The sequence below is a fragment of the Nocardiopsis chromatogenes YIM 90109 genome (assembly GCF_000341185.1).
Lineage (GTDB): Bacteria > Actinomycetota > Actinomycetes > Streptosporangiales > Streptosporangiaceae > Nocardiopsis_A > Nocardiopsis_A chromatogenes.
On record NZ_ANBH01000258.1, the window covers coordinates 1 to 22292 of the forward strand.

Annotated in this window: 17 protein-coding genes and 1 other RNA gene; 13 read left to right on the forward strand and 5 right to left on the reverse strand. The window is 72.7% G+C overall.

All coding sequences use genetic code 11. The features are described 5' to 3' along the window. Positions 1-145: 145 nt before the first annotated feature. Together D476_RS38045 and D476_RS34310 are read left to right on the forward strand one after the other, a co-directional pair. Complete coding sequence (locus D476_RS38045; protein WP_017626449.1) at positions 146-307, forward strand: sigma-70 family RNA polymerase sigma factor; 162 nt, start codon at positions 146-148, stop codon at positions 305-307. Positions 308-398: 91 nt separating this feature from the next. Beyond that, entirely contained in the window at positions 399-860 is a 462-nt protein-coding gene (locus D476_RS34310; protein WP_394296943.1) for a DUF6912 family protein, read from the forward strand. Positions 861-887: 27 nt separating this feature from the next. Here the strand turns inward: D476_RS34310 and D476_RS0123940 are convergent, their stop codons facing one another. Continuing rightward, positions 888-1682: a MerR family transcriptional regulator gene (locus D476_RS0123940; protein WP_017626451.1), complete on the reverse strand. Its 795-nt coding sequence runs from the start codon at positions 1680-1682 to the stop codon at positions 888-890. Positions 1683-1827: 145 nt separating this feature from the next. On the opposite strand from D476_RS0123940, the gene pruA reads away from it, so the two are divergent. The 3 genes from pruA (at position 1828) to D476_RS0123955 (ending at position 5035) form a co-directional block, all read left to right on the forward strand. Beyond that, positions 1828-3456, forward strand: a complete 1629-nt coding sequence (gene pruA, locus D476_RS0123945; protein ID WP_017626452.1) for an L-glutamate gamma-semialdehyde dehydrogenase — start codon at positions 1828-1830, stop codon at positions 3454-3456. Positions 3457-3587: 131 nt separating this feature from the next. Further along, positions 3588-4163 (forward strand): GbsR/MarR family transcriptional regulator, encoded by a 576-nt coding sequence (locus tag D476_RS0123950; protein WP_017626453.1) that lies wholly within the window; start codon positions 3588-3590, stop codon positions 4161-4163. Then, on the forward strand, positions 4160-5035 hold the full coding sequence (locus D476_RS0123955; protein WP_017626454.1) for an alpha/beta fold hydrolase: 876 nt from the start codon (positions 4160-4162) through the stop codon (positions 5033-5035). Before D476_RS0123950 ends, D476_RS0123955 begins: the two co-directional genes overlap by 4 nt. A 165-nt stretch (positions 5036-5200) precedes the next feature. Here the strand turns inward: D476_RS0123955 and D476_RS0123960 are convergent, their stop codons facing one another. The 3 genes from D476_RS0123960 to D476_RS0123970 all read right to left on the reverse strand — a co-directional run bounded on the left by D476_RS0123960 (position 5201) and on the right by D476_RS0123970 (position 9179). Next, a complete protein-coding gene (locus D476_RS0123960; RefSeq protein WP_017626455.1) occupies positions 5201-6862 on the reverse strand; it encodes a nucleotidyl transferase AbiEii/AbiGii toxin family protein in 1662 nt (553 codons plus the stop codon). A gap of 74 nt (positions 6863-6936) precedes the next feature. After that, positions 6937-7500 carry an SMI1/KNR4 family protein gene (locus D476_RS0123965; protein WP_017626456.1) on the reverse strand — a complete coding sequence of 188 codons (564 nt, stop codon included), beginning with the start codon at positions 7498-7500 and terminating at the stop codon, positions 6937-6939. Positions 7501-7511: 11 nt separating this feature from the next. Further along, a complete protein-coding gene (locus D476_RS0123970) occupies positions 7512-9179 on the reverse strand; it encodes a hypothetical protein (protein WP_017626457.1) in 1668 nt (555 codons plus the stop codon). A 160-nt stretch (positions 9180-9339) separates the two neighbouring features. Here D476_RS0123970 and D476_RS0123975 point away from each other — a divergent pair, with 160 nt between their 5' ends. The 8 genes from D476_RS0123975 (at position 9340) to ssrA (ending at position 21943) form a co-directional block, all read left to right on the forward strand. Then, positions 9340-10050 carry an HAD family hydrolase gene (locus D476_RS0123975; RefSeq protein ID WP_017626458.1) on the forward strand — a complete coding sequence of 237 codons (711 nt, stop codon included), beginning with the start codon at positions 9340-9342 and terminating at the stop codon, positions 10048-10050. A 423-nt stretch (positions 10051-10473) separates the two neighbouring features. Then, a complete protein-coding gene (locus tag D476_RS0123980; protein ID WP_017626459.1) occupies positions 10474-15339 on the forward strand; it encodes an NAD-glutamate dehydrogenase in 4866 nt (1621 codons plus the stop codon). Between the two features lie 85 nt (positions 15340-15424). Next, positions 15425-16537, forward strand: a complete 1113-nt coding sequence (gene prfB / locus D476_RS0123985) for a peptide chain release factor 2 (RefSeq protein WP_026123809.1) — start codon at positions 15425-15427, stop codon at positions 16535-16537. 347 nt (positions 16538-16884) lie between these two features. Then, positions 16885-17574: a cell division ATP-binding protein FtsE gene (gene ftsE, locus D476_RS0123990; RefSeq protein ID WP_017626461.1), complete on the forward strand. Its 690-nt coding sequence runs from the start codon at positions 16885-16887 to the stop codon at positions 17572-17574. A 57-nt stretch (positions 17575-17631) separates the two neighbouring features. After that, entirely contained in the window at positions 17632-18540 is a 909-nt protein-coding gene (ftsX, locus tag D476_RS0123995; protein WP_017626462.1) for a permease-like cell division protein FtsX, read from the forward strand. Positions 18541-18591: 51 nt separating this feature from the next. Continuing rightward, the gene (gene smpB, locus D476_RS0124000) at positions 18592-19065 is read left to right on the forward strand and encodes an SsrA-binding protein SmpB (RefSeq protein WP_017626463.1); all 474 of its coding nucleotides are present in this window, start codon (positions 18592-18594) and stop codon (positions 19063-19065) included. Positions 19066-19079: 14 nt separating this feature from the next. Beyond that, a complete protein-coding gene (locus tag D476_RS0124005) occupies positions 19080-21170 on the forward strand; it encodes a penicillin-binding transpeptidase domain-containing protein (RefSeq protein ID WP_017626464.1) in 2091 nt (696 codons plus the stop codon). Between the two features lie 399 nt (positions 21171-21569). After that, positions 21570-21943, forward strand: a transfer-messenger RNA (tmRNA) gene (ssrA, locus tag D476_RS36630). Between the two features lie 102 nt (positions 21944-22045). On the opposite strand, the gene D476_RS34315 is transcribed toward ssrA, so the two are convergent. Further along, a complete protein-coding gene (locus D476_RS34315; protein WP_017626465.1) occupies positions 22046-22189 on the reverse strand; it encodes a hypothetical protein in 144 nt (47 codons plus the stop codon). Positions 22190-22292: the final 103 nt, after the last annotated feature.

A 22292-nucleotide genomic window follows, 5' to 3' on the forward strand; every position in this document is an offset into this window, starting at 1 on the left:
GACCTTCGTGTCCATACCTTCGGGCGGGATCTCGACGACGCGAGGGAGATGGCGCGTGATGCGATCGCGGGCGTCCTCGACGTTCCGATCGAGGAGGTCGAGGTCGAACTGGAGATCACGGCGGGCGCCGACGAGCCGGCGCGGCATGAGTGCGGCCATTGAGGCCCTCATGGCCCAGGGCGCTTCGCAGCGCGATGCGGCCCGCGTGCTCGGCATCTCGCATCAGCGCGTCTCCCAGCTCCATGCCGAGAGGAAGCCCACCAGGATCGACGGGCAGAGGGCAAGGTCGGCCAAGGCGGCCGGATGAGGGGCGGTGACGGGTCGCGCCCCGCTGCGAGCGGCACGACCGGGCGCCGTCCACAACCCGGCCCGTCCCTGGCCTGCCCGGGGGGCGGGCTTTGGCAGACTCGTACCATGCGCATCTACCTGCCCTGCACCCTGCCCGCCCTCGCCGAGATCCTGGCCGAGGGGCGGGGCGGGGGGGNACCGCGTTCGCCGCCACCGGCGCCCTGCGGGCCACCGGGGGCGACGACGAGGAGCTGGAGTACGAGGCCATGCTCAGCGCGGCCGACGCCTCCCTGCGCCTGCTCGCCGCCGACCCCGGCGCGCCCCGGCGGCGTGTGGTGCTGGCCGCCGACATGCCCGAGGCCGCCATCACCGAGGACGCCGACCTGGGCGGCCCCGCGGCGGTGCGGGTCGACGGGTCGGTGCCCTACAAGAGGCTCGCGTCCGCGCACGTGGACGACGCGGGGGCCGAAGAGGGCATCGCCCGCGCCGTCGCCGACCCCGACGCCGGGCACCAGGACGACCACGACCTGATGTGGTACGCCGTGCAGGAGTTGAAGTACCTGGTGGAGTAGGAGGCCAGGGCCCCGCCCGCCCCGGCCTCAGCCCAGCGGCGCCATGAAGGACCACAGGCCGCCCTCCGGGTCGCGGGCGGAGTACTCGCGGTACCCGTAGGGCTGGTCCACGGGCGTGTACACGATCTCCGCGCCCTCCGCCACGGCGCGGCGGTAGTGCTCGTCGACCGACTCCACCATGACCGCCGTGGTCCCGGTGGCCGCGCCCAAGGTCTTGGGGGAGTCCAGCCCGAACTCCGGGGCCCGCCGGTGCAGCCAGATCACGCCGTCGCCCGCGTCCACCTCCCCGTGCACGCACCGGCCCTCCCCGTCGCGGGCCAGCGGCCCCGCGCCCAGGCCGAACACCCGGACCAGGTGGCCGTGCACCGCCTCGATGTCGTCGTACACCAGGATCGACACCCGGCGCCGAACCGTGCTGTCCAGCATGGTCATCTCCTCCATCGCCTCGAAGAACTCCACCGCCGTGGGCACGTCCGCACGGTCGAGCGTGGCCGCCATGGCCGACAGCCGGTCCCGCAGCCGGTGTTCGGCGGCCAATCGCCCGTCCAGGGAGGCCAGGTGCCCCCGGACCGCACCCGGCAGGTCCCAGCCGGGGTCGTCCAGCGCCCGCCCGGCCTCCCCGAGCGACAGGCCCGCGCCGCGCATCAGCAGGATGCGGTAGAGCCGCCGCACCTCTGCCTCGCCGTACACCCGGTGGCCGCCACCGGTCCGGCGGGAGGGGCGCAGCAGCCCGATCCGGTCGTAGTAGCGCAGCGTCCGGACCGTGAGCCCGGACGCCCGGGCCAGTTCGCCGACCTTGTAGACGGCCTCGTCGGGAGCCATGGACCGAGCCTAGAACGTGACGCCGCGTCACCTTCAAGCCCTGTTTTCGCCGGTCATGTGCCTGATGGTGAACGCAGGCGGCAGGCGCGTGACCCGTGCCGCCGGTCCGGGTATGCCAGTCGGCAGACCCGTCCTGGAGGCGACGATGGATGCCGTGACCCGCGTGCCCGAGCCCGTCAACGAGCCGAATCTGAGCCACGCCCCGGGAACGCCCGAGCGCGCCCTGCTGGAGGCCGAGATCGTGCGCTTGAGCGGCGGCGAGGCCGAACTCGACCAGACCATCGGGGGAGAGCGCCGCATGGGGGCCGGGCCCACGCTCCCCGCCGTCGTGCCGCACCGGCACACCCACGTCCTGGGCCGCATGCCCGAGGCCACCGACGACGACGTGCGCGCCGCGGTCGGCGCCGCCCGGGAGGCCGCGCCCGGCTGGCGGGCCATGTCGATCGACGACCGCGCCGCCGTGCTGCTGCGCGCCGCCGACCTGCTCGCCGGGCCGTGGCGGGCGACGATCAACGCCGCCACCATGCTCGGCCAGTCCAAGTCGGTGCAGCAGGCCGAGATCGACGCCGCCTGCGAGCTGATCGACTTCTGGCGGTTCAATGTGCACTACGCCCGCCGCCTGTACGCCGAGCAGCCGCTGTCGCCGCGCGGCGTGTGGAACCGCCAGGAGCTGCGCCCGCTGGAGGGCTTCGTCCTGGCGATCACCCCGTTCAACTTCACCGCGATCGCCGGGAACCTGCCCACCGCCCCGGCGCTGATGGGCAACGTGGTGGTGTGGAAGCCCTCGCCGACGCAGACGACGGCCGCGTGGTGGCTGATGCGGCTGCTGGAGGAGGCGGGGATGCCGCCCGGCGTGATCAACATGGTCACCGGGAACGGCGAGGCGGTCTCCCGGGTGGCGCTGTCCCAGCCGGACCTGGCGGGGATCCACTTCACCGGGTCCACCCGCACCTTCAAGCACCTGTGGCGCACCGCCGGGGAGAACATCGACCGCTTCCACTCCTACCCGCGCATCGTGGGGGAGACCGGCGGCAAGGACTTCATCGTCGCCCACTCCTCGGCCGACCCCGACGTGCTGCGCACCGCCATGATCCGCGGGGCGTTCGAGTACCAGGGGCAGAAGTGCTCGGCGGCCTCGCGCGCGTACGTCCCGCGCAGCGTGTGGCGGGGCATGCGCGACGGCCTGCTGTCCGAGACCGAGTCGCTGACCATGGGGGACGTGACCGGCGACCTGTCCACGTTCATGGGGGCGGTGATCGACGACCGGGCGTTCGCCAAGAACGCCGAGGCGCTGCGCCGGGCCAAGGCCACCGACGCGATCACCATCCTCACCGGGGGCGGCGCCGACGACGCGCAGGGGTACTTCGTCCAGCCGACGGTGCTGGAGTGCGACGACCCCGAGGACGAGGTGTTCCGCACCGAGTACTTCGGCCCGATCCTGGCGGTGTACGTCTATGACGACGACCGCTATGGGCAGGTGCTCGCCCAGATGGCCGACGTCGCGCCGTACGCGCTGACCGGCGCGGTGATCGCCCGCGACCGGGCGGCCGTGGAGAAGGCGGACGCGGCGCTGCGCTTCTCGGCCGGGAACTTCTACATCAACGACAAGCCGACCGGGTCGATCGTCGGCCAGCAGCCCTTCGGCGGCGCGCGCGCCTCCGGCACCAACGACAAGGCCGGATCCATCTTCAACCTGGTCCGCTGGGCGAGCCCGAGGGCGGTGAAGGAGTCCTTCGTCCCGCCGACGGATTGGCGCTACCCGCACATGGGGTGAGGGCGGTCGACGCCGGGCGGCCGCGTGGCCACGGCACCGGAAGGGGCCTCGGGGGCCTCGGGGCGGCGGCCGCCCGCCCGGCCTGTATTCAGTCATTGCAGTCATGACTGCAACGACTGTATGTTCGTGCCATGGTCGATGAGCGGGACGTGCAGGGGACAGGGAGCGGCCGGGGGGCGAGGGAGGACGCCGCCTCCCCCGAGGAGGCCTCCTACGCGGACGAGGTGGCGGAGTTCTTCGAGGCCGAAGGGCTCCCCCGGATCACCGGGCGGGTGCTCGGCTGGCTGCTGATCTGCGATCCCCCCGAGCAGAGCCCTGCGCAGATCGCGGCGGCCCTGCGGATCAGCCGCAGCTCGGTCAGCACCGCGACACGGATGCTCACCCCCTCCGGGCTGGTCCGACGCGCATCGCGTCCGGGCGAGCGGCAGTACTACTACCGGATCGACCCCGGCGCGTGGAGCGCGATGCTGCGCCGCCGGGCGCTGCGCGCCACCGAGTTCCGCCGGATCACCGCACGCGGGCTCGACCTGCTCGGTGACGAGCGGCGGGGTGCCCGCGGCGAACGGCTGAGCGACCTGCACGCCCTGTACGGCTTCCTGGAGCAGGAGCTTCCCGCCGTCTTCGACCGGTGGGACGCCGGGGAGGCCGGCGCGGACGACGTGGCGAACACCGTTGTGCAGACCGGTCGGGGCGGGAGCGGCGGATGAACGAGGAGCCGGGGCGGAGCGGTACGGCCGAACTGGACCACGGGACGGTCCACTACCTGGAGGCCGGGGGCTCCGGTCCGCCGGTGGTGCTGCTGCACGGCGGCGGGCTGGACAACGCGCGGCTGAGCTGGAAGCACGTGATCCCCCGCCTCGCCGGTCGGCACCGCGTACTCGCCCCCGACTGGCCCGGCCACGGGCGGTCCCGCGGCTGGCGGGGCCGCGCCGGCCAGCGCGGGCTGCAGGAGTGCCTCGAAGGGCTGCTCGACCACTGGGGGCTGCGCTCCGCGCCGCTGGTCGGTCTGTCCATGGGAGGTGCCGCCGCACTGGGCTTCGCCCTGGACCGGCCCGACCGTGTGGAGCGCCTGGTGCTGGTCGACCCGGGCGGGCTTCAGCGGCGTGTCCGCGCCCACCGGCTGAGCTACTGGGCGCTGCGCCCGCCCTGGCCCCGCCTGACCGGCGCCGCGCTCGGCATCTCGCGGCGTGTGGTGCGCCGGACGCTCGCCGGTGCGTTCGCCTCGCCCGTCGAGGACCGGGAGTTGGACGACATCACCGACGGCGTCCTCACGGAGCTGCGCGCCAGGGCGGGGGAGGCGGTCGGCCCCTACAGCGACTGGCAGATGGACGAGATCGGACCTCGGGAGATGAAGGTGGACTTCACCGACCGGCTTCCTGAACTCTCCTGTCCCACCCTCTTCGTGCACGGGGCCGACGACACCTTGGTCCCGCCCGAGGTCGCCCGCCGCTCCGCCGACCTGGCTCCGGACGCCCGGCTCCGCATCATCGACGGGTGCGGCCACTGGGCCCCGCGCGAACGCCCTGCCGAGATCAGCGCCGCGGTCCTCGACTTCCTGGACCGGGAGGACCTGGGCTGAAGGGCGGTGGCCCTCGCGGTGGCACTGTCGAGCGATGGGCGTGCGGATGGCCGCTGTGGTCCGGCAACGACGCCATGGCCGGTGCCCCGCTCCGCTCGCCCGCCGATCTCCACTCGGAGCCGTCCCCGTCCGGTCGGGCCCGGACGGCCTGCCCGTCGGCGCCCGTCACGCCCGGCGGAACACCGGTGCCATCGCCGCCTCGAAGCGGTCCAGCCACTCCCCGCAGGTGCCCTCGACCCACGGGCAGTCGCGGACGAAGTGCCTCCACTCCGCCTCGATGTAGGTGGCCGTGAACTCCGACCGAAGGAAGGTCTCGTCCACGGACTCCGCGCTCACGCCCGTCTCCTGGGAGATGGTCGGCTCCAGGACCCGCACCAGCAGCTCCCGGGAAAGGGAGGAGTTCTCCGCCAGCAGCACCGCGTCGTACAGGTCCTTGCCCTGTGGGTACATGTCGGTGAACAGCCACAGCACCTTCCACGCCAGCGACAGCTCCGGGCCCGCCGCCAGCACCTCCTCGCGGCCGACCACCGCCCGCACCGGCTCCTGCGGCAGCGGCTCGTGGAAGACCACGTCGATCTGGACCGACCCGCGCGGAAGGTCCTCCCACGACCACGGCAGCACGACGCGCCGCCCCTCCGCCCGCTCGTAGGTCCAGATGCTCTCGGTGGTCACCCCGTCCCGGTCGAACGCGAGCCCCGGCATGTCCGGAACCCCGTCGCAGACCCCCTCCACGATGTCCTCGACCATCCGCTCGGCGTCCCCGCCGACCGGCTCCATGTCCGCGGGCAGCACCACGAAGTCCAGGTCGCGCGGGCGGCGCGCGGCCGGGCCGACCCACAGGGGCATCAGCATGCTGCCGCGCAGCACCAGGTGCTCCCGCCAGCGCGTGCCCGAGACCGCCGCGAGGACGTGCTCCATGGCGCACTCCTGCATCTGCCACCACTCGGCCTCCAGCCGCGGGTCCTCGAAGACCGGCTCACCGGGGCGGTACGCGTGGTCGAACTGCTTCAGCGCCGGGTCGAACACCTTCCCCTGCCTGGCGTGCGGACCGGCCGTGAGCGGCATGTGCGTGCTGGGATAGCGGTCGCGCTGTCCGGAGCGGCGCCGCATGTCCGCCTCCTCCTCGGCGCGCTCGGCGCGGTCGGTGACCGGGGCCGCGTCCATCCACCCGGCGTCCAGGTCCAGGGCGCTGTCGTGCACGACGAACTCGATCTCGGCGTCGAGCATCCCCGGCACCGGGGTGTCCGACCGCTTCCTCCGCCAAGGGGAGACCCGCCCCAGCCCGTGCCCCTCCAACTCGTCGAGCAGCCGCTGGTACAGGGCGAGGGCGGTGGCGCGCCCCACCCGCGAGCATCGCTGGGTGACGAACCGCTCCTGGTACCCGTCCGCGCGGCTCCGGCGCGCGTTGCGCGACAGCCGCGCCCGGTGCGGCTCCACCAGCCGGGAGAGGGCGGCGAGGTCCGCGTCCGGCGCCAGCAGCAGCTTGATGTGGTGCTCGAAGTAGCAGTGGGGCGGCAGGGCCGCGGCCTCCTCGCGGGTGCGCGGGACGCCCGTGTTGTTCGGCGACGCCTCGATCTTGGTGCGGGTGACCGGGAACCCCGCCTCCGCCAGCCGCCCGCTCCATTCCTCGGCGATGCCGAGCTCGCCGGTGAGCGTTCCGTGGCCGTGGTAGGTCACCATGGGCTGCGACGCGGAGGACCCCCGGTCCAGCTCGATGTGGGTGAACTTCAGCCCGCTGCCCCGCGCCCAGCGCGACGCCGCCGTGATCTGCTTCGGGGTGCGCGCGTCCAGCGTCAGGTGCGTCTCGAAATCGCCGGTGAACTCCATGGCGGCCTTTCGGGCTGTGGGGGGTTCCACACACTCAGACGGTGCGGGGGCCGCGCCGGTTGCACGTTCTCCGCTTACGCCCCCGGGTCCCCGAAATCCTCCACTTCCTCCGCGACCAGCGCGGCGAAGGAGGCGAGCCGGTCGCTCAGGCCCGGGTACCAGCTCGCCCAGGTGTAGGCGGCCCATTCGCCGTCTTCGGAGACGTCCCCCGGGTCGAGCAGCCAGTACAGCGCGTCGGCCTCGCGGGACACGAGCAGGGCGCGGTCCATCAACCGGTCCTCCTCGTGTTCGGGCTCCTCGCCGTCGGGGGCGCCCCGGAGGATCTCCCAGGCCCCCGGCTCGGCCCGTCGGAGCCAGTCGATGTCCTCGGTCGACCGCAGCCCGTACACGAAGAAGCTCAGGCGGGTCCAGCCGTCCGTCACCGAGAGGAAGGTCCGCAGGCTCGGAGGGAGGCGTGTGCCCAACCGCTCCTCCAGGGCCGCGATGCGCTCCACGTCCGCCCCCTCGTAGCCCAGCCACCCGGCGGCCCGCCGGTCGGCGGGGATGTCGATGCCCTCGTCGTCGGCGCCCTCAAGGACCATGGCGTTCACCTCCTCAAGGAAGATGCGCCACTCTTCGGCCGTCCGGGGCGGTTCCATGCCCGCTCCCGTCACGTCTTCCCGCCCCCGCCGAGCATCCGCTCGACCGCATCGGCGTCCTGGCGGGCCTGGGCCTGTACCTGCTCGGCGTCGGCACGGTACCGGGCCCACGACCGCACGGCCGCCTCCAGCTTCTTCTCCGCCGAGGCGGTCCGGGCCGTCCGCTCCGCCTCCAGGTCCTTCCGCGCCTCCTTGCCCATCAGCACCAGGCCTCCGGCCGCCGCCAGCGCGACCACCGCCGTCACCAGAAGTCCTGTCTGCTGCATGACCAGGCCGAACAGGGCGGACAGGACGGCGATGGCGCCCGCGACGCCCGCGCCGACGGTGGGGGTCGAGCCGTTCTGGCCCGCCGCCGCGTCGCGTGCCCGCTCCTGGGCCGCCCGGGCCCCCGCCGTGTCGGCGCCGCCCGTGCCGACGGCGACCTCGACCCCGTTGACCCGGACCGCCGACCGGTCCGGCAGCGGGGCCAGCGCGGCCTGGGCCCGGCTGCGGGCCTCCCGCAGGACCAGGGGCGCGAAGACCTCCAGGGCGAAGCGCCGCACCTGCGGGTCGGCCCCTGGGGAGAACGCCGAAGCGGACAGCAGGTCCAGGGTCCGGCCCTCGGGGTCCTTCCAGGTCTCCAGCTCGACGTCGTCGGACGCGCCGCCGCGGCTCTCCACGACGGCCCGGAGCTGCGCCGCCCGGTACAGCAGCGGCGCCTCCTCCGGGCTGCCCTCCTCGACCAGGCGGCGGAGCAGCGGCCCGGCCGCGTCCAGCGCGGGGGAGGCGGGGCCGTCACCGGGATCGTCCGAGCCGTCGGAGCCCTCCGGCCCGGTGCCGCCGGACGGGGCCGCGACGGCCGCCTCCACCGTCCGGCGCAGGGCGGCCAGCCGGTCGGCCGCCGCCAGCGCCTCCTTGACCGGCCCGGTTCCCGAGAGGGCGGACAGCGGAGCCGGTCTCCGCTCGGCGGGCCCGCCCTTCCCGAACTCCAGCAGTTCGGACGGGACGGCCGTGTCCGCGGGGGACTCCAGGAGCAGTTCCGCGCAGCCCGCCAGCACCGTCTGGCGCGCCCCGTCGCCCAGCCGGCCCTCGGCCGCGAGCAGGATCAGCGCCCACTCGTGGGCGGCCGCGTGCTCGGGCGGCTCGGGCAGGACCGCCGACAGGATCCAGTCCGCCAGCGCGGGGGCCGCGTCCGGGGCCCGCTCCGCCGCGGACAACAGGGTGAACACCCCCGCGCGCAGCGGATCGAGGTCGGCCGCCTCGGCGAAGTTGCGCTGCGCCCCGCGCAGGTCGTCCCGGAGCAGGGCGTGCAGCCCGTGCGCCGCGGGCAGCAGCCAGTAGTCCCCTTCGGCGGCCGAGGCATCCAGGTGCAGCTCGTCCGGGACCCGGCCGTCGAGCATGAGCAGGACCCGGCGCCGCGCCATCGCGGCTCCGGTGAACGGCATGAGCTGCTCGCGGACGTCGCTCAGCTCCACGAACGCGTCGAACGAGGCCGCCATCCGGTCGATGCGCTGCTCCAGCGTGCCGCGCAGGTGCCGCAGCTCGGAGTTGAGCCTGTGGCGCTGGTTGTCCAGCTGACTGCGCAGGCCGCGGATGGCGTCGTTCTGCGCGCGGTCGGACATCCGACCGCCCCAGCTGTCGTCCCCGAGGAAGAACCCGGGTTCGACCAGCCCGTCCCTGCCCCTGCCGTCGTGGACCATGTCCCGCCCGCTCTCCGTTCCGCGCGTCCCGTCCTGGGGCCTCCCGGCGGTGGGACGCCGCCGGGAGGCCCCAGGTTCCGCCGTTGCGGCAATATGGAGGGCGTCGCCCCCGCCCTTCGCTTCAAGTCGCTTCAAGGAGACTGCCATCAGCCGCCTCGTGTTGTGGAACGTCGACCCCACGCTCGTCGACGCAGCGCAGGTCACGCGCTCCGCCTACGCGGAGGCGTTCGAGCGTGCCACGGGGACGCCGCTGGTCTACCTGGCCTCCACCGCCGGGCGCACCGACTCGGAGGTCTTCTTCGAGTTCTTCGCCCGCAACGACGTGGACATCGAGCCCGGCGAGGAGCCCCTGGCCGAGTTCGTGCAGGCCCTGGCCGACGGCTTCACCCGCCGCCGCGACCAGCTCCCGGTGCGGGCCCGCGCCGCCGCCGGAGCCGCCGAGGCGCTGGCCGCCGTGGGCGAGCTGGAGGACACCGTGCAGACCGTGGTCACCGGCACCATCAAGCCCAACGCCGTCGCCAAGCTGCAGGCCTTCGGCCTCGACGGGCACCTGGACCTGTCGCTGGGCGGGTTCGGCTCCGAGGGCTACCCCAAGGCCAGCCTCATCCAGTTCACCCGGATGCGGGCCGCCGAGGCCCGCGGCGCCGAGTTCCCCGAGCACTCCACCGTCTACGTCACCGACTCGGTGCGCGACGTGGAGGCCGCGGTGATCGGCCGCGCCGCCCCGATCGGCGTGCTCAGCGGCTCGGCCACCGAGTCCCAGCTGCGCGCCGCCGGGGCCCGGGAGGTGCTGCAGGACCTCACCGACGCCCAGGCGGTCGTCGGGGCCGTTCGCCGCGTGACGGCCCTGCCGGGGGCCGGGATCGGGTAGGAAGGAGGGCGTGAAGCCCGCCCCCGCACCGCGATCCGGAGCCCGGGGCCGACTTGGGACAGCCCGCCCCCGGGGCTGGCCGCGCCGCCCCCGCCCGCGTAGCGTCGCTGGTGTGCATCGACGGGGATCTCCTGTCGATCGCCGATCGAGGCCTTGATGGCGGAAACGCACTGTTAACGACGAAGGTCGGTGTTGGTAAGGGTTGTGCCGTGTGAAACGGAGTAGCCTGTCCCCGAGGCGAAGGCCGGACAACGGCGTCCGGTCCTGGCAGCCGCCACCTGTGCGCACAGGTTCCCGAACGGGACGCGGCCGCCCCGCGGCCCGTCCGCGGGGCGGTGGTGGCGCGCCGGCCTTCACAGAACTTCACAAGTCACATCACCCGATGATGGACCCCCGACGGCTCACAAGGGAGTGAGATCGAACATGCCCGGGCAGACCGACGCCGTTCAGGACCGGCTGGTCCACGACGCGGCCGCGCAATGGTCCCCTGAATCCGGCGCCGCCGATCCGGACCGGATCGAGCGGTTCCTGCGCCTGTACTACCGCCACGTCGACCCCGAGGAACTGAAGGAGCGCACCCCCGCGGGCGTGTGCGCCCCGGCCCTGGCCCACTACCGGTTCGCCCAGGAGCGCCCCCAGGGCCGCGCCAAGGTGCGCGTGTTCAACCCCACCGCCGCCGACGACGGCTGGGACCTGGACCGCACCGTGGTGGAGGTCGTCACCGACGACGCCCCCTTCCTCGTCGACTCGGTCACCATGGAGCTGAACCGCCAGGGCATCGCCGTGCGCCTGGTCGTCCACCCCCAGCTCAGCGTGGCCCGCGACCTGGCCGGGCACCTGCGCGAGGTGGAGCCCGAACCCGCCGGGGACGGCCTGGAGCCGCTCGCCGAGTCCTGGATGCACATCGAGGTCGAGCGGCAGAGCGACCCCACCGTGCTCAAGCAGGTCGCCTCCGACCTGGAGCGGGTGCTGGGCGACGTGCGGGGCGTGGCCGAGGACAAGGCCAAGATGCGCGCCCGCGCCACCGGGCTCGCCGACGAGCTGGCCGCCTCCGCAGCCGCGATGCGCTCCGGCGGCGTGGACGCCACCGAGGCCGCCGAGAGCGAGGCGTTCCTGCGCTGGGTCGCCGACGGCAACTTCCACTTCATGGGCTACCGGGAGTACGACCTGGTCGCCGACGAGGAGGGCAACGACGCCCTCGGCCCGCGCGCCGGGACCGGCCTGGGCATCCTGCGCATGGACGCCCCCGCCTCCAGCAGCTTCGCCTCCCTGCCCGCCGCCGTGCGCACCAAGGCGCGCGAGCCGCACGCCCTGGTGCTGACCAAGGCCAACTCCCGGGCCACCGTGCACCGCCCCAAGTACCTCGACTACGTCGGCGTCAAGCGCTTCGACGGGCAGGGCCGCATCGTCGGCGAGCGCCGCTTCCTGGGGCTGTACACCCACGAGGCCGCCACCACGAGCATCAAGCAGATCCCGCTGCTGCGCCGCAAGCAGGCCGAGGTCCTCGACCGCGCCGGGTTCGACCCGGAGAGCTACGACGGCAAGGACCTGGTGGAGATCCTGGAGGGCTTCCCCCGAGAGGAGCTCTTCCAGACCCCGGTCGACGACCTGTACGACGTGGTCATGGGCGTGCTGCGGCTGCGCGAGCGCCCCGGCGCCAAGCTGTTCCTGCGCCGCGACCCCTACGGCCGGTACATGTCCTGCCTGGTGTACATGCCGCGGGACCGGTACAACACCCAGGTCCGCCTGGACATCCAGGACGTCCTCAACGACGCCTTCCAGGGCGCGGCCATGGACCACAGCGTCATGGTCGGCTCCTCCTCCCTGGCCCGCCTCTACCTGGTGGTGCGCGCCCAGCGCGGCCGCGCCCTGCCCGAGCTCGACCACGCCGCCCTGGAGCAGCGCGTCGTCGCGGCCACCCGCTCCTGGGACGACGGCCTGCAGGCCGAGCTGAAGGCCCGCTACGGCGCCGACGAGGGCATGCGGGCCGTGCGCGAGCTCGGCGACGCCCTGCCCGAGGGGTACAAGGTCGACACCGACCCGCGCACCGCCGTGGACGACCTGTCCCGCCTGCGCGACCTGCCCGACGGCGGGTTCGCGGTCAACCTGCACCGCAAGGACCCCGACTCCGGCTCCTGGCACCTCAAGCTCTACCGCCGCGGCGCCCCGGTGTCGCTGTCCAAGGTGCTGCCGCTGCTGGAGAACATGGGCGTCGAGGTGGTCGACGAGCGCCCCTACGGCATCGCCGCCCACGACGCCTCCCGCGGCGGCCAGGGACGCGCCTGGATCTACGACTTCGGCCTGGCCCCCATGGGGGCCTCCGCCAAGGTGCCCGACAACCGGTTCAAGTTCCTCTTCGAGGACGCCTTCAGCGCCCTGTGGGAGGGGCGCGGGGAGTCCGACCGGTTCAACACCCTGGTGGTCAGCGCCGGGCTGGACTGGCGCCAGCTCACCATCCTGCGCGCCTACGCCAAGTACCTGCGCCAGACCGGCACCACCTTCACCGCCGACTACATGGCCGGGGTGCTGGCCGCCAACACGCACGTGGCCGAGCTGCTGGTGCGGCTGTTCGAGTCGCGCTTCGACCCGCGCCACGCCTCCGGCCGGGCCGAGCGCTCCGAGGCCATCGCCGAGGAGATCCGCGGCGAGCTGGACCAGGTCGCCAGCCTCGACCACGACCGCATCCTGCGCGCCTTCTGGGCCTGCATCGACGCCACCCTGCGCACCAACTACTTCCAGACCGGCGAGGACGGGACCCACAAGCCCTACCTCGTCTACAAGCTGGAGCCGCAGGCCATCCCCGACCTGCCCGAGCCGCGCCCGCGCTTCGAGATGTTCGTCTACTCCCCGCGCATGGAGGGCGTGCACCTGCGCTTCGGCTCCGTCGCCCGCGGCGGCCTGCGCTGGTCGGACCGGCCCGAGGACTTCCGCACCGAGATCCTGGGCCTGGTCAAGGCGCAGATGGTGAAGAACTCGGTGATCGTGCCCAGCGGCGCCAAGGGCGGGTTCGTGTGCAAGCGGCTGCCCTCCGGCGACCGCGACGCGGTCATGGCCGAGGTCGTGGACTGCTACAAGCAGTTCATCAGCGGCCTGCTGGACGTCACCGACAACCTCGTCGACGGCACGGTGGAGCACCCCCGGGAGGTGGTGCGCCACGACGGCGACGACACCTACCTGGTGGTGGCGGCCGACAAGGGCACCGCGACCTTCTCCGACACCGCCAACGCCATCGCCAAGGAGCGCGGCTTCTGGCTCGGCGACGCCTTCGCCTCCGGCGGGTCGGTCGGCTACGACCACAAGGCCATGGGCATCACCGCCCGCGGCGCCTGGGAGTCGGTCAAGTACCACTTCCGGGAGATGGGAACCGACGTCCAGAACGAGGACTTCACCGCGGTCGGCGTCGGCGACATGTCCGGCGACGTGTTCGGCAACGGCATGCTGCTGTCCCGGCACACCCGCCTGGTCGCCGCCTTCGACCACCGGCACATCTTCATCGACCCCGACCCCGACGCCGAGCGGTCCTACGCCGAGCGCGAGCGCCTGTTCGCCCTGCCGCGCAGCTCCTGGGCCGACTACGACACCTCGCTCATCTCCGAGGGCGGCGGGGTGCACCCGCGCAACGTCAAGTCGATCCCGCTGACCCCGCAGGTCAGGCGGGCCCTCGACATCCGCGGCGACGTGCGGGCCGTGACGCCCTTCGAGCTGATCCGGCACATCCTCACGGCCCCGGTCGACCTGCTGTGGAACGGCGGCATCGGCACCTACGTCAAGGCGGCCGCCGAGACCGACGCCCAGGTCGGCGACAAGGCCAACGACCCGGTCCGGGTCAACGGCGCCGACCTGCGCTGCAAGGTGGTCGGCGAGGGCGGCAACCTGGGCCTGACCCAGCTCGGCCGGATCGAGTTCGCCCTGGCCGGGGGCCGGGTGAACACCGACTTCATCGACAACTCCGGCGGCGTGGACACCTCCGACCACGAGGTGAACATCAAGATCATGCTGGACCGGGAGGTGCGCGCCGGGCGGCTGCCGGCCGCCGAGCGCGACCGCCTGTTCATGGAGATGACCGACGAGGTCGCCGACCTGGTGCTGGACGACAACTACGCGCAGAACGTGCTGCTGGCCGCGGCCCGCAAGCAGACCACCTCGATGCTGCACGTGCACTCGCGGTACATGCGGTGGCTGGAGCGCGACGGCGGGCTCGACCGCAAGCTGGAGTTCCTGCCCGACGACAAGGCGATCGCGGCGCGGCGCTCGGCCGGGCAGGGGCTGACCGCCCCCGAGTTCGCGGTGCTCATCGCCTACACCAAGATCGCCCTGAAGGACCGGATCAGCGAGTCCGACCTGCCCGGCGACCCCTACCTGCGCCGCACCCTGGTGGAGTACTTCCCCACGCCGCTGCGGGAGCGCTACGCCGACGCCATGCCCGACCACCCGCTGGCCCGCCAGATCATCACCAACCAGGTGGTGAACGACATGGTCAACTGGTCGGGGTCGACGTTCGCCTTCCGCATGGACGAGGAGCTGGGCGCCTCCGCCGACGACATCGCCCGCGCCTACCTGGTGGCCATGGAGGTCTTCGGGCTCCGGGACCTGTGGAACGCGGTCGACGACCTGGACCACGTCATCGACGTCGACACCCAGCTGCAGATGCTGCTGGAGGCCCGCAAGCTCACCGAGCGCTGCGCGCGCTGGCTGCTGCGCAACCGGCCCAACCGGTTCGACCTGGGCGAGGAGATCGCGTTCTTCGCCGAGGGCGCCTCGGTGATCGTGCCGCAGCTGCCCGAGCTGCTGCAGGGGCGCGACCTGGCCGCGTTCCAGGAGCGGCGCGACGCCCTCAAGGGCCGCGGGGTGCCGCCGGAGCTGGCCGGGCGCGTCGCCGGGATGGTGCCCGCCTACTCGGCCTTCGACCTGGTGGAGGTCGCCGACCGGACCGGGCGCCCGGTGCGCGAGGTGGCCGAGGTCTACTTCCACCTGGCCGACCGGCTGCAGATCTCCCGGCTGCGCGAGCGCATCATCGCGCTGCCGCGCGACGACCGCTGGGCGACCATGGCGCGCTCGGCCGTCCGCGACGACCTGTACGCCACGCACGCCGAGCTGACCCGGGACGTGCTGCTGTCCGGCGCCTCGGGGGAGTCGGCCGAGCGGCTGACCGAGCAGTGGGCCGAGAAGAACGCCGAATCGGTGGAGCTCGCCGGGCGCACCATGTCGGAGATCTGGGAGACCGAGCGCTTCGACCTGGCGACGCTGTCGGTGGCGCTGCGCTCCATCCGCTCCCTGGCCGAGGAGTGAGCACCGGCTAGGACCGGGACCCTCAGGGCCCGCGCGCGGCATCGCCGCGCGCGGGCCTTTGCCGTCACACCCTAGACTTGGGACCGTGGCAGACCTAGATCCCGCAGAGAAGCTCAAGGAACTCGCGTCCACGATGGCGAGCGTCGAAGCCGTCCTCGACCTGGACGCCAAGAACACCGAGATCGCCGAGCTGCGCGAGCAGTCTGCCGACCCGGAGCTGTGGAACGACCAGGCGCACGCCCAGGCGGTGACCCGCAAGCTGGCCAACCTGGAGTCCATCGTCAACAAGGTCGGCTCGATCCGCCAGCGCCTGGAGGACGCCGGCGTCCTGTTCGAGCTGGCCGCCGCCGAGGGGGACGCCGACGCCCGGGCCGAGGCCGACCGCGAGCTGGAGTCGCTGCGCTCCGACATCGGCGAGCTGGAGGTGCGCACGCTGCTCAACGGCCCCTACGACGAGCGCGAGGCGCTGGTGACCATCAACGCCCAGGCCGGCGGCGTCGACGCGGCCGACTGGACGCAGATGCTCCAGCGCATGTACCTGCGCTGGGCCGAGCAGCACGGCTACCCCACCGACGTGTACGAGACATCCTACGCCGAGGAGGCCGGCATCAAGTCGACCTCCTTCGCGGTGAAGGCGTCCTACGCCTACGGCACGCTCCGCGGCGAGCACGGCACCCACCGGCTGGTGCGCATCTCCCCCTTCGACAACCAGAACCGGCGCCAGACCTCCTTCGCGGGGGTGGACGTGGTGCCGGTCGTCGAGCAGAGCGACCACATCGACATCGACGAGAGCGACCTGCGCATCGACGTCTACCGGTCCTCGGGCCCCGGCGGACAGGGCGTGAACACCACCGACTCGGCGGTGCGCATCACCCACCAGCCCACCGGCATCGTCGTCTCCTGCCAGAACGAGCGCTCGCAGCTGCAGAACAAGGCCACCGCGATGGGCATGCTCCAGGCCAAGCTGCTGGAGCGCAAGCGCAAGGAGGAGGCCGCCGAGCTGCAGGAGCTGCGCGGCGAGGGCACGAGCAGCTGGGGCACCCAGATCCGCAACTACGTCCTGCACCCCTACCAGAGCGTCAAGGACACCCGCACCGGCGTGGAGACCGGCAACACCGGCGGGGTGCTGGAGGGTGACATCGACCCCTTCATCGACGCCGAGATCCGGTGGATGCGCAGCCAGGAGAACGGCGGATAGCCGCGGATCGGGCGCGGCGGCGGGGGTTCGGCGCGCTAGCGCCCCCGCGGCGCCGGTGTCGGCCGCGCACACCGCACGATACGCGACCGTTATGATCGGTTGACAGTTCCGATATGCTCGGTTCTGCTGCTCTGGTGTGAGGCGGCGGAGGCCGGCGCGCCCGAAGGGGCGCCCGGCGCCCCCCGGCCCCGTGTCGATCAAGGACATTCCGGGTTGCGTTCGCCTCTACACTGTCGTTTGGCCCCGCAGGCCGGTACCGTGTGCCGGCCGGGCGGCCGGACCCTCCCTGAGCGGAACCACGTCCTCCGCCCGGGTGCCCCGATCTCCGAGAACCTTGTGATGCTCCTGTGATCCACTTCGATAACGTCACCAAGGTCTACACGACCCAGAAGCGACCCGCTCTCGACAGCGTGTCCATCGACGTCGACAAGGGGGAGTTCGTCTTCCTCGTCGGCCCCTCGGGGTCGGGTAAGTCGACGTTCCTCCGGCTTGTCCTCAAGGAGGAGAAGCCCAGCAAGGGCAGGGTCCACGTGGCGGGCAAGGACCTGGCGCGCCTGTCCAACTGGAAGGTGCCGCACCTGCGGCGCCGCATCGGCTGCGTGTTCCAGGACTTCCGGCTGCTGCCGAACAAGAACGTCTTCGAGAACGTCGCCTTCGCCCTGGAGGTCATCGGCAAGCCGCGGCGGTTCATCCGCAAGGTGGTGCCCGAGGTCGTCGAGCTGGTGGGCCTGGAAGGCAAGGCCGACCGGATGCCCGAGGAGCTCTCCGGGGGCGAGCAGCAGCGCGTGGCGATCGCGCGCGCGTTCGTCAACCGGCCGCAGATCCTGCTGGCCGACGAGCCGACCGGGAACATCGACCCGGCCACCTCCATCGGCATCATGAAGGTGCTCGACCGGATCAACCGGACCGGCACGACGGTCGTCATGGCCACGCACGACGCCGCGATCGTCGACTCGATGCGCAAGCGCGTCATCGAGCTCGAAGAAGGCGTGGTCGTCCGGGACCAGACGCGCGGCGTCTACGGCCAGGCCTACTGACCCCCGGCCCCCGACGTCGGCCTTGCCGAAGCCCTCAAGGATGGACCTTTAGCACTCATGCGCGCACAATTCGTACTTTCCGAGATGTGGATCGGCCTGCGCCGTAACCTCACGATGACCATCGCCGTCATCGTCACGGTGGCCATCTCCCTCGCCCTGTTCGGCAGCGGCCTGCTGGTCCAGCAGCAGGTCTCGCACATGCGCCAGTTCTGGGACGAGCGCGTCTCGGTCACGGTCTACATGTGCACCGAGGTCTCTCCTTCTGAGGTCTGCCAGGAGAACGGGCCGGCCACCAAGGAGGACCGCGAGTCGGTCCAGGCCGACCTGGAGGCACTGCCCGAGGTCACGAATGTGGAGTACGTGACCGCCGCCGAGGCGTGGCAGGAGTTCCAGGAACGCTTCTCGGAGAGCCAGGCGCTGACCGAGGCCGCACAGGAGGGCGACATCCCGGACAACTTCCGGGTGCAGCTCGCCGACCCGAACAACTTCGACTCCGTGGTGCAGACGGTGGAGGGCCGGCCGGGCGTCGACTCCATCCACAATGACCAGCAGGTCCTCGACCAGTTCTTCGAGCTGCTGGACGGGCTCAAGTGGGCCGCGCTGGTGGTCTCCTTCGTGCAGCTGGCCGCCGCCGCGCTGCTGATCGCTAACACCATCCGGCTGTCGGCCTACAGCCGCCGCCGGGAGACCGGCATCATGCGCCTGGTGGGCGCCTCCAACTTCTACATCCAGCTCCCGTTCCTGCTGGAGGGCGCGATCTCGGGCCTCATCGGCGGCGTCATCGCCTCCGGGTTCATCGTGGCCGCGCGCTATCTGTTGCTGAAGCGAATCGAGACTTGGTTCGCCTTCGACGTCTCGCTGGGGGCCGGGGCGCTGGCCTACGTCATCGGGCTGTCGATGGTGCTGGGCATCCTGCTGTGCACCGTCTCGTCGTTCCTGACGCTGCGGCGCTACCTGCGGGTGTAGCCACGAGCCAGGCCCACCCCACGGGCCCGACGGAGAAAGAGGAGACGTCCAGTGCCCCGCGAGAAGGGCCGCAAGGTCATCGCGCAGAACCGCCGTGCCCGGCACGACTACCACATCGACGACACCTATGAGGCGGGGCTGGTGCTCACCGGCACCGAGGTGAAGTCGCTGCGGGCCGGGCGCGCCACGCTCACCGACGGCTTCGCGCACGTCAAGAACGGCGAGGTGTGGCTGGAGAACGTGCACATCCCTGAGTACGCGCACGGGACCTGGACCAACCACGCGGCCCGGCGACCGCGTAAGCTTCTGCTGCACCGCGCCGAGATCTCCCGGCTCATCGGCAAGACGCAGGAGCCGGGGCGCACGCTCGTCCCGCTGTCGCTGTACTTCAGCGAGGGCAAGGCCAAGGTCGAACTGGCCCTGGCGCGCGGTAAGCGGAGCCACGACAAACGCCAGGACATCGCCGCGCGGGAGGCGCAGCGCGACATCGAGCGCGCCCTGAGCCGCCGCCGCAAGGCGAGGTGAAAGGACAAGCCAGGGTGTCCCCCCGTCACTTCCGCCGGTACCTCAGCGCAGGCACGGGCCTGGCCGCGGCGGCCGCGCTCGCCGCCTGCGCCCCCCAGCCCTACCCGGACGTGGCGGTCCGGACCTTCCTGCTCGACTGGCAGGCCGGGGAGTACGAGGCCGCCGCCCGCCAGACCGACGGCGACCCCGAAGAGGTGGCCGCCGCCCTGGAGAGCGCCCACGACCAGCTCGACCTGGCCGGGGTGCGCTTCGGCCTGGGCCGGGTGGAGCTGGACGGCGACGGCGCGACGGCCGAGTTCGAGGCCCAGGCCGACCTGGGCATCGGCGACCCGGTGTGGAAGTACACCGGGCGCATGGACCTGGCCCGCGGCGGCGACGGCTGGCGGATCGCCTGGGACCCCTCGGTGATCCACCCCGACCTGGGGGCGGGGGAGCGGCTGGCGGTCAGCTACGACGTCCCCGACCGCGGCCGCGTCTTCGACCGCACCGGCGAGCCGCTGGTCGGCGAGGCCGCGGTGACCGCCTTCGGGGTGGTCCCGGCCGAGCTGGAGGAGGACGGCTCGGGCATCGGCGAGCTGGCCGAGCTGCTGGAGGAGGACCCCGGGCCGATGGTGGACCGGGTGCGCTCCGCCCCGCCCGAGGAGTTCCAGCCGCTGGTGCTGATGCGCACCAAGGACGTGGACGAGGGCGTGCTGTCCGCGGCGCGCGGGATCGCCGGGGTCGAGACCCGCGACGAGCGCATGCCGCTGAGCCCGCGCGCCGCCCGCTCGGTGGTGGGCGAGGTCGCCGGGACCGCGGAGCACAACATCTCCTCCCGCGTCGCCAGCACCTACCAGGCGGGCGACACGATCGGCCTGAGCGGCCTGCAGAACGTCTTCCAGCACACCCTGGCCGGGACCGCCACCACCGAGGTCGTCACCCTCGACGCCGAGGGCCGGGAGACGGGGGTGCTGCAGGAGTGGCCGGGGGCCGCCAGCGGCGCCCTGACCACCACCCTGGACCTCACCGCCCAGCAGGCCGCCCAGGACGCGCTGGACGTGATGCCGGGCCGTGCCCACCTGGTGGCGGTCGACACCCGCACCGGCGAGGTGCTGGCGGCGGCGGGCAACCCGGACTCCTTCGACAACGACGGCGCGCTGAGCGCCGAGTACCGGCCGGGCGGGGCCTTCGGCATCGTGTCCGCGGGGGCGGCGCTGCGCAGCGGCGCGGCCACCGCCGACGGCGCTCTGGCCTGCGAGCAGACCGCGGACGTGGGCGGCGAGACGTTCGGCAACGAGAGCGAGAACGGGGTGTGGGCCCAGCCGCAGACCCTTCAGAGCGCCTTCGCCAACGGCTGCACGTCGGCGATGGCCTCCCTGGCCGAGGACGTCGGCGACGAGGAGCTGCGCCGCACCGCGGCCGACCTCGGGATCGGCGCGGACTGGCGGCTGTCGGTGCCGACCTACTCCGGGGAGATCTCCGGCGACGGCGGCGCGGCCGACACGGCGGGGGCGATGACCGGCGCCCGGAACGTCACCGTGAGCCCGCTGGGCATGGCGCTGGCGGCGGGCGCGGTCGCCGACGGGACCTGGCACGCGCCGCGGCTGGCGGTGGGCGGCGACGAGGACGTGGCTCAGGGCTCGCAGGCCGACCGGGAGCTGGACGGCGCGACGGTCGAGGGGCTGCGCCGGCTGATGCGCGCCGCGGTCGAGCAGGGGCAGGCGGCGCCGGCCAACCTGGGGACGGTGCCGGTGCACGGGCAGGTGTCCCAGGTGGAGCAGTCCATCGGCGGGGACGCGACGGTCGTGCAGTGGTTCGTCGGGTACCAGGGGCACGTGGCGTTCGCCGCGGTGGCCGAGGTGGACCCGCAGCAGGTGTGGGACCAGTACGCGCTGGTGGCGGGGAACACGTTCCTGCAGTCGCTGCCGCAGGGGTACGTGGAGGCGGAGTACAGCGAGCCGGACGCGGCGGCCGGGGCGGCCTCCGACGAGAAGGGCTCCGGCTCCGCCGACGGCGAGGGCCCCGGAGGCGCCGAGGGCACCGAGGGCGCTGAGGGCACACCGGGCACGGAGGGTGCCGAGGGCCCGGCCGGACCGGCCGAGGGCGAGCCGCCCGTCGGCGGCTGACCTGGGAAAAATCCCGGCAAAGTCGGCGAACGGGGCAACCTTCGACGGTCCGGGCCGCGTCCTTCCTGGTGACTGGGCGACGTAATGGGGGGTTGCGTGAACCAGTCCAAGAGGCAGGGCCGCATCTCGGGGGTGGCTCTGCCGCAGGAAGGCCGGCCCGACCCTGCCGGCCGCCCTCGCGGGCAGCGTTGATGGATCCCGTCCGCGCCCGCGAGGGTTTCTGCGTGTCGGGGCCCACGGAGGGAATCGGCTTGGCGTCTCACGCGTTGTACCGGTAGCGTGGGAGCGCAGGGACGCTGCGGACGGCGTCGGGCGGACATCCGCCCGGCACCCCGAAGCGGGCGTCCCGGGGGCCCCGGCCCCCGTGCGCGGGTCTGCGGACCCGTTGACAACTCCACAGGGGGTGATCGGTTTCGACTTCGGTGATCGTTTCAGGGGAAGCGGGCCGAGGGTTGCGTTTGTGACCTCGTTAATCCTGCATTCGCATTAAATATCAAGTGCCAATTCTCAGCGCACTGAGTTCGCTCTCGCCGCCTAAGCGATAGCGACTCTGTCGGCCTGGGCCCGTCCTCGGCTCAGTGTCCGGCATCGTTAAGAGGACTCACCGCCGGGATCAGGCCACGGGGCCCCGGTGGGACACCTTCGTGGCTGGGCTCGTCAGCGAACTGTCCGTGGTAGCGCTGGAGCCGAGCAGAACGACAGCATGGACTGCGCCCGGAGAAGCCCTGGTGCGGTGCTGAAGGACGCGGGTTCGATTCCCGCCACCTCCACCCTCAGAGAAAGAGCCTCCGACCCGCGATGAAATCGCTGGGCCGGGGGCTCTTTCGCGTGCGCGCGCGTCACTGGCGGGGCCATGTGCGGGGCCCAGGCCCGGTTCAGCCCACCCTCAGCCGTTCGTCCCCGGAGTCCGCGACGAGGGAGGGCGTGCCGCCCGGGGCGGTCACGTAGCGGTCCAGCGCGTCGCGTGTCGAGACGTCCCCCGACTCGATCCGGGAGACCTGCGAAACCGAGACCGCCATCCGCTCTCCACGGTGCGCGCGTCCACAGGGCCGCCCGGCGGGTACCGGTCGAACACCGAGTGCGGTCCGGCCTAGGGCGTGTTTCTCGGATCAGGCCCTACTG

Bases quoted from the DNA above. Each gene is read 5' to 3' on its own strand.
- D476_RS34315 (WP_017626465.1), bottom strand. From the start codon at position 22,189: ATGGCGGTCTCGGTTTCGCAGGTCTCCCGGATCGAGTCGGGGGACGTC.
- D476_RS0123980 (WP_017626459.1), top strand. From the start codon at position 10,474: ATGCCCGGGCAGACCGACGCCGTTCAGGACCGGCTGGTCCACGACGCG.
- D476_RS0123950 (WP_017626453.1), top strand. From the start codon at position 3,588: ATGGTCGATGAGCGGGACGTGCAGGGGACAGGGAGCGGCCGGGGGGCG.
- D476_RS0123955 (WP_017626454.1), top strand. From the start codon at position 4,160: ATGAACGAGGAGCCGGGGCGGAGCGGTACGGCCGAACTGGACCACGGG.
- D476_RS0123970 (WP_017626457.1), bottom strand. From the start codon at position 9,179: ATGGTCCACGACGGCAGGGGCAGGGACGGGCTGGTCGAACCCGGGTTC.
- ftsX (WP_017626462.1), top strand. From the start codon at position 17,632: ATGCGCGCACAATTCGTACTTTCCGAGATGTGGATCGGCCTGCGCCGT.
- pruA (WP_017626452.1), top strand. From the start codon at position 1,828: ATGGATGCCGTGACCCGCGTGCCCGAGCCCGTCAACGAGCCGAATCTG.
- D476_RS0123960 (WP_017626455.1), bottom strand. From the start codon at position 6,862: ATGGAGTTCACCGGCGATTTCGAGACGCACCTGACGCTGGACGCGCGC.
- D476_RS0123965 (WP_017626456.1), bottom strand. From the start codon at position 7,500: ATGGAACCGCCCCGGACGGCCGAAGAGTGGCGCATCTTCCTTGAGGAG.
- D476_RS0123940 (WP_017626451.1), bottom strand. From the start codon at position 1,682: ATGGCTCCCGACGAGGCCGTCTACAAGGTCGGCGAACTGGCCCGGGCG.
- D476_RS38045 (WP_017626449.1), top strand. From the start codon at position 146: ATGAGTGCGGCCATTGAGGCCCTCATGGCCCAGGGCGCTTCGCAGCGC.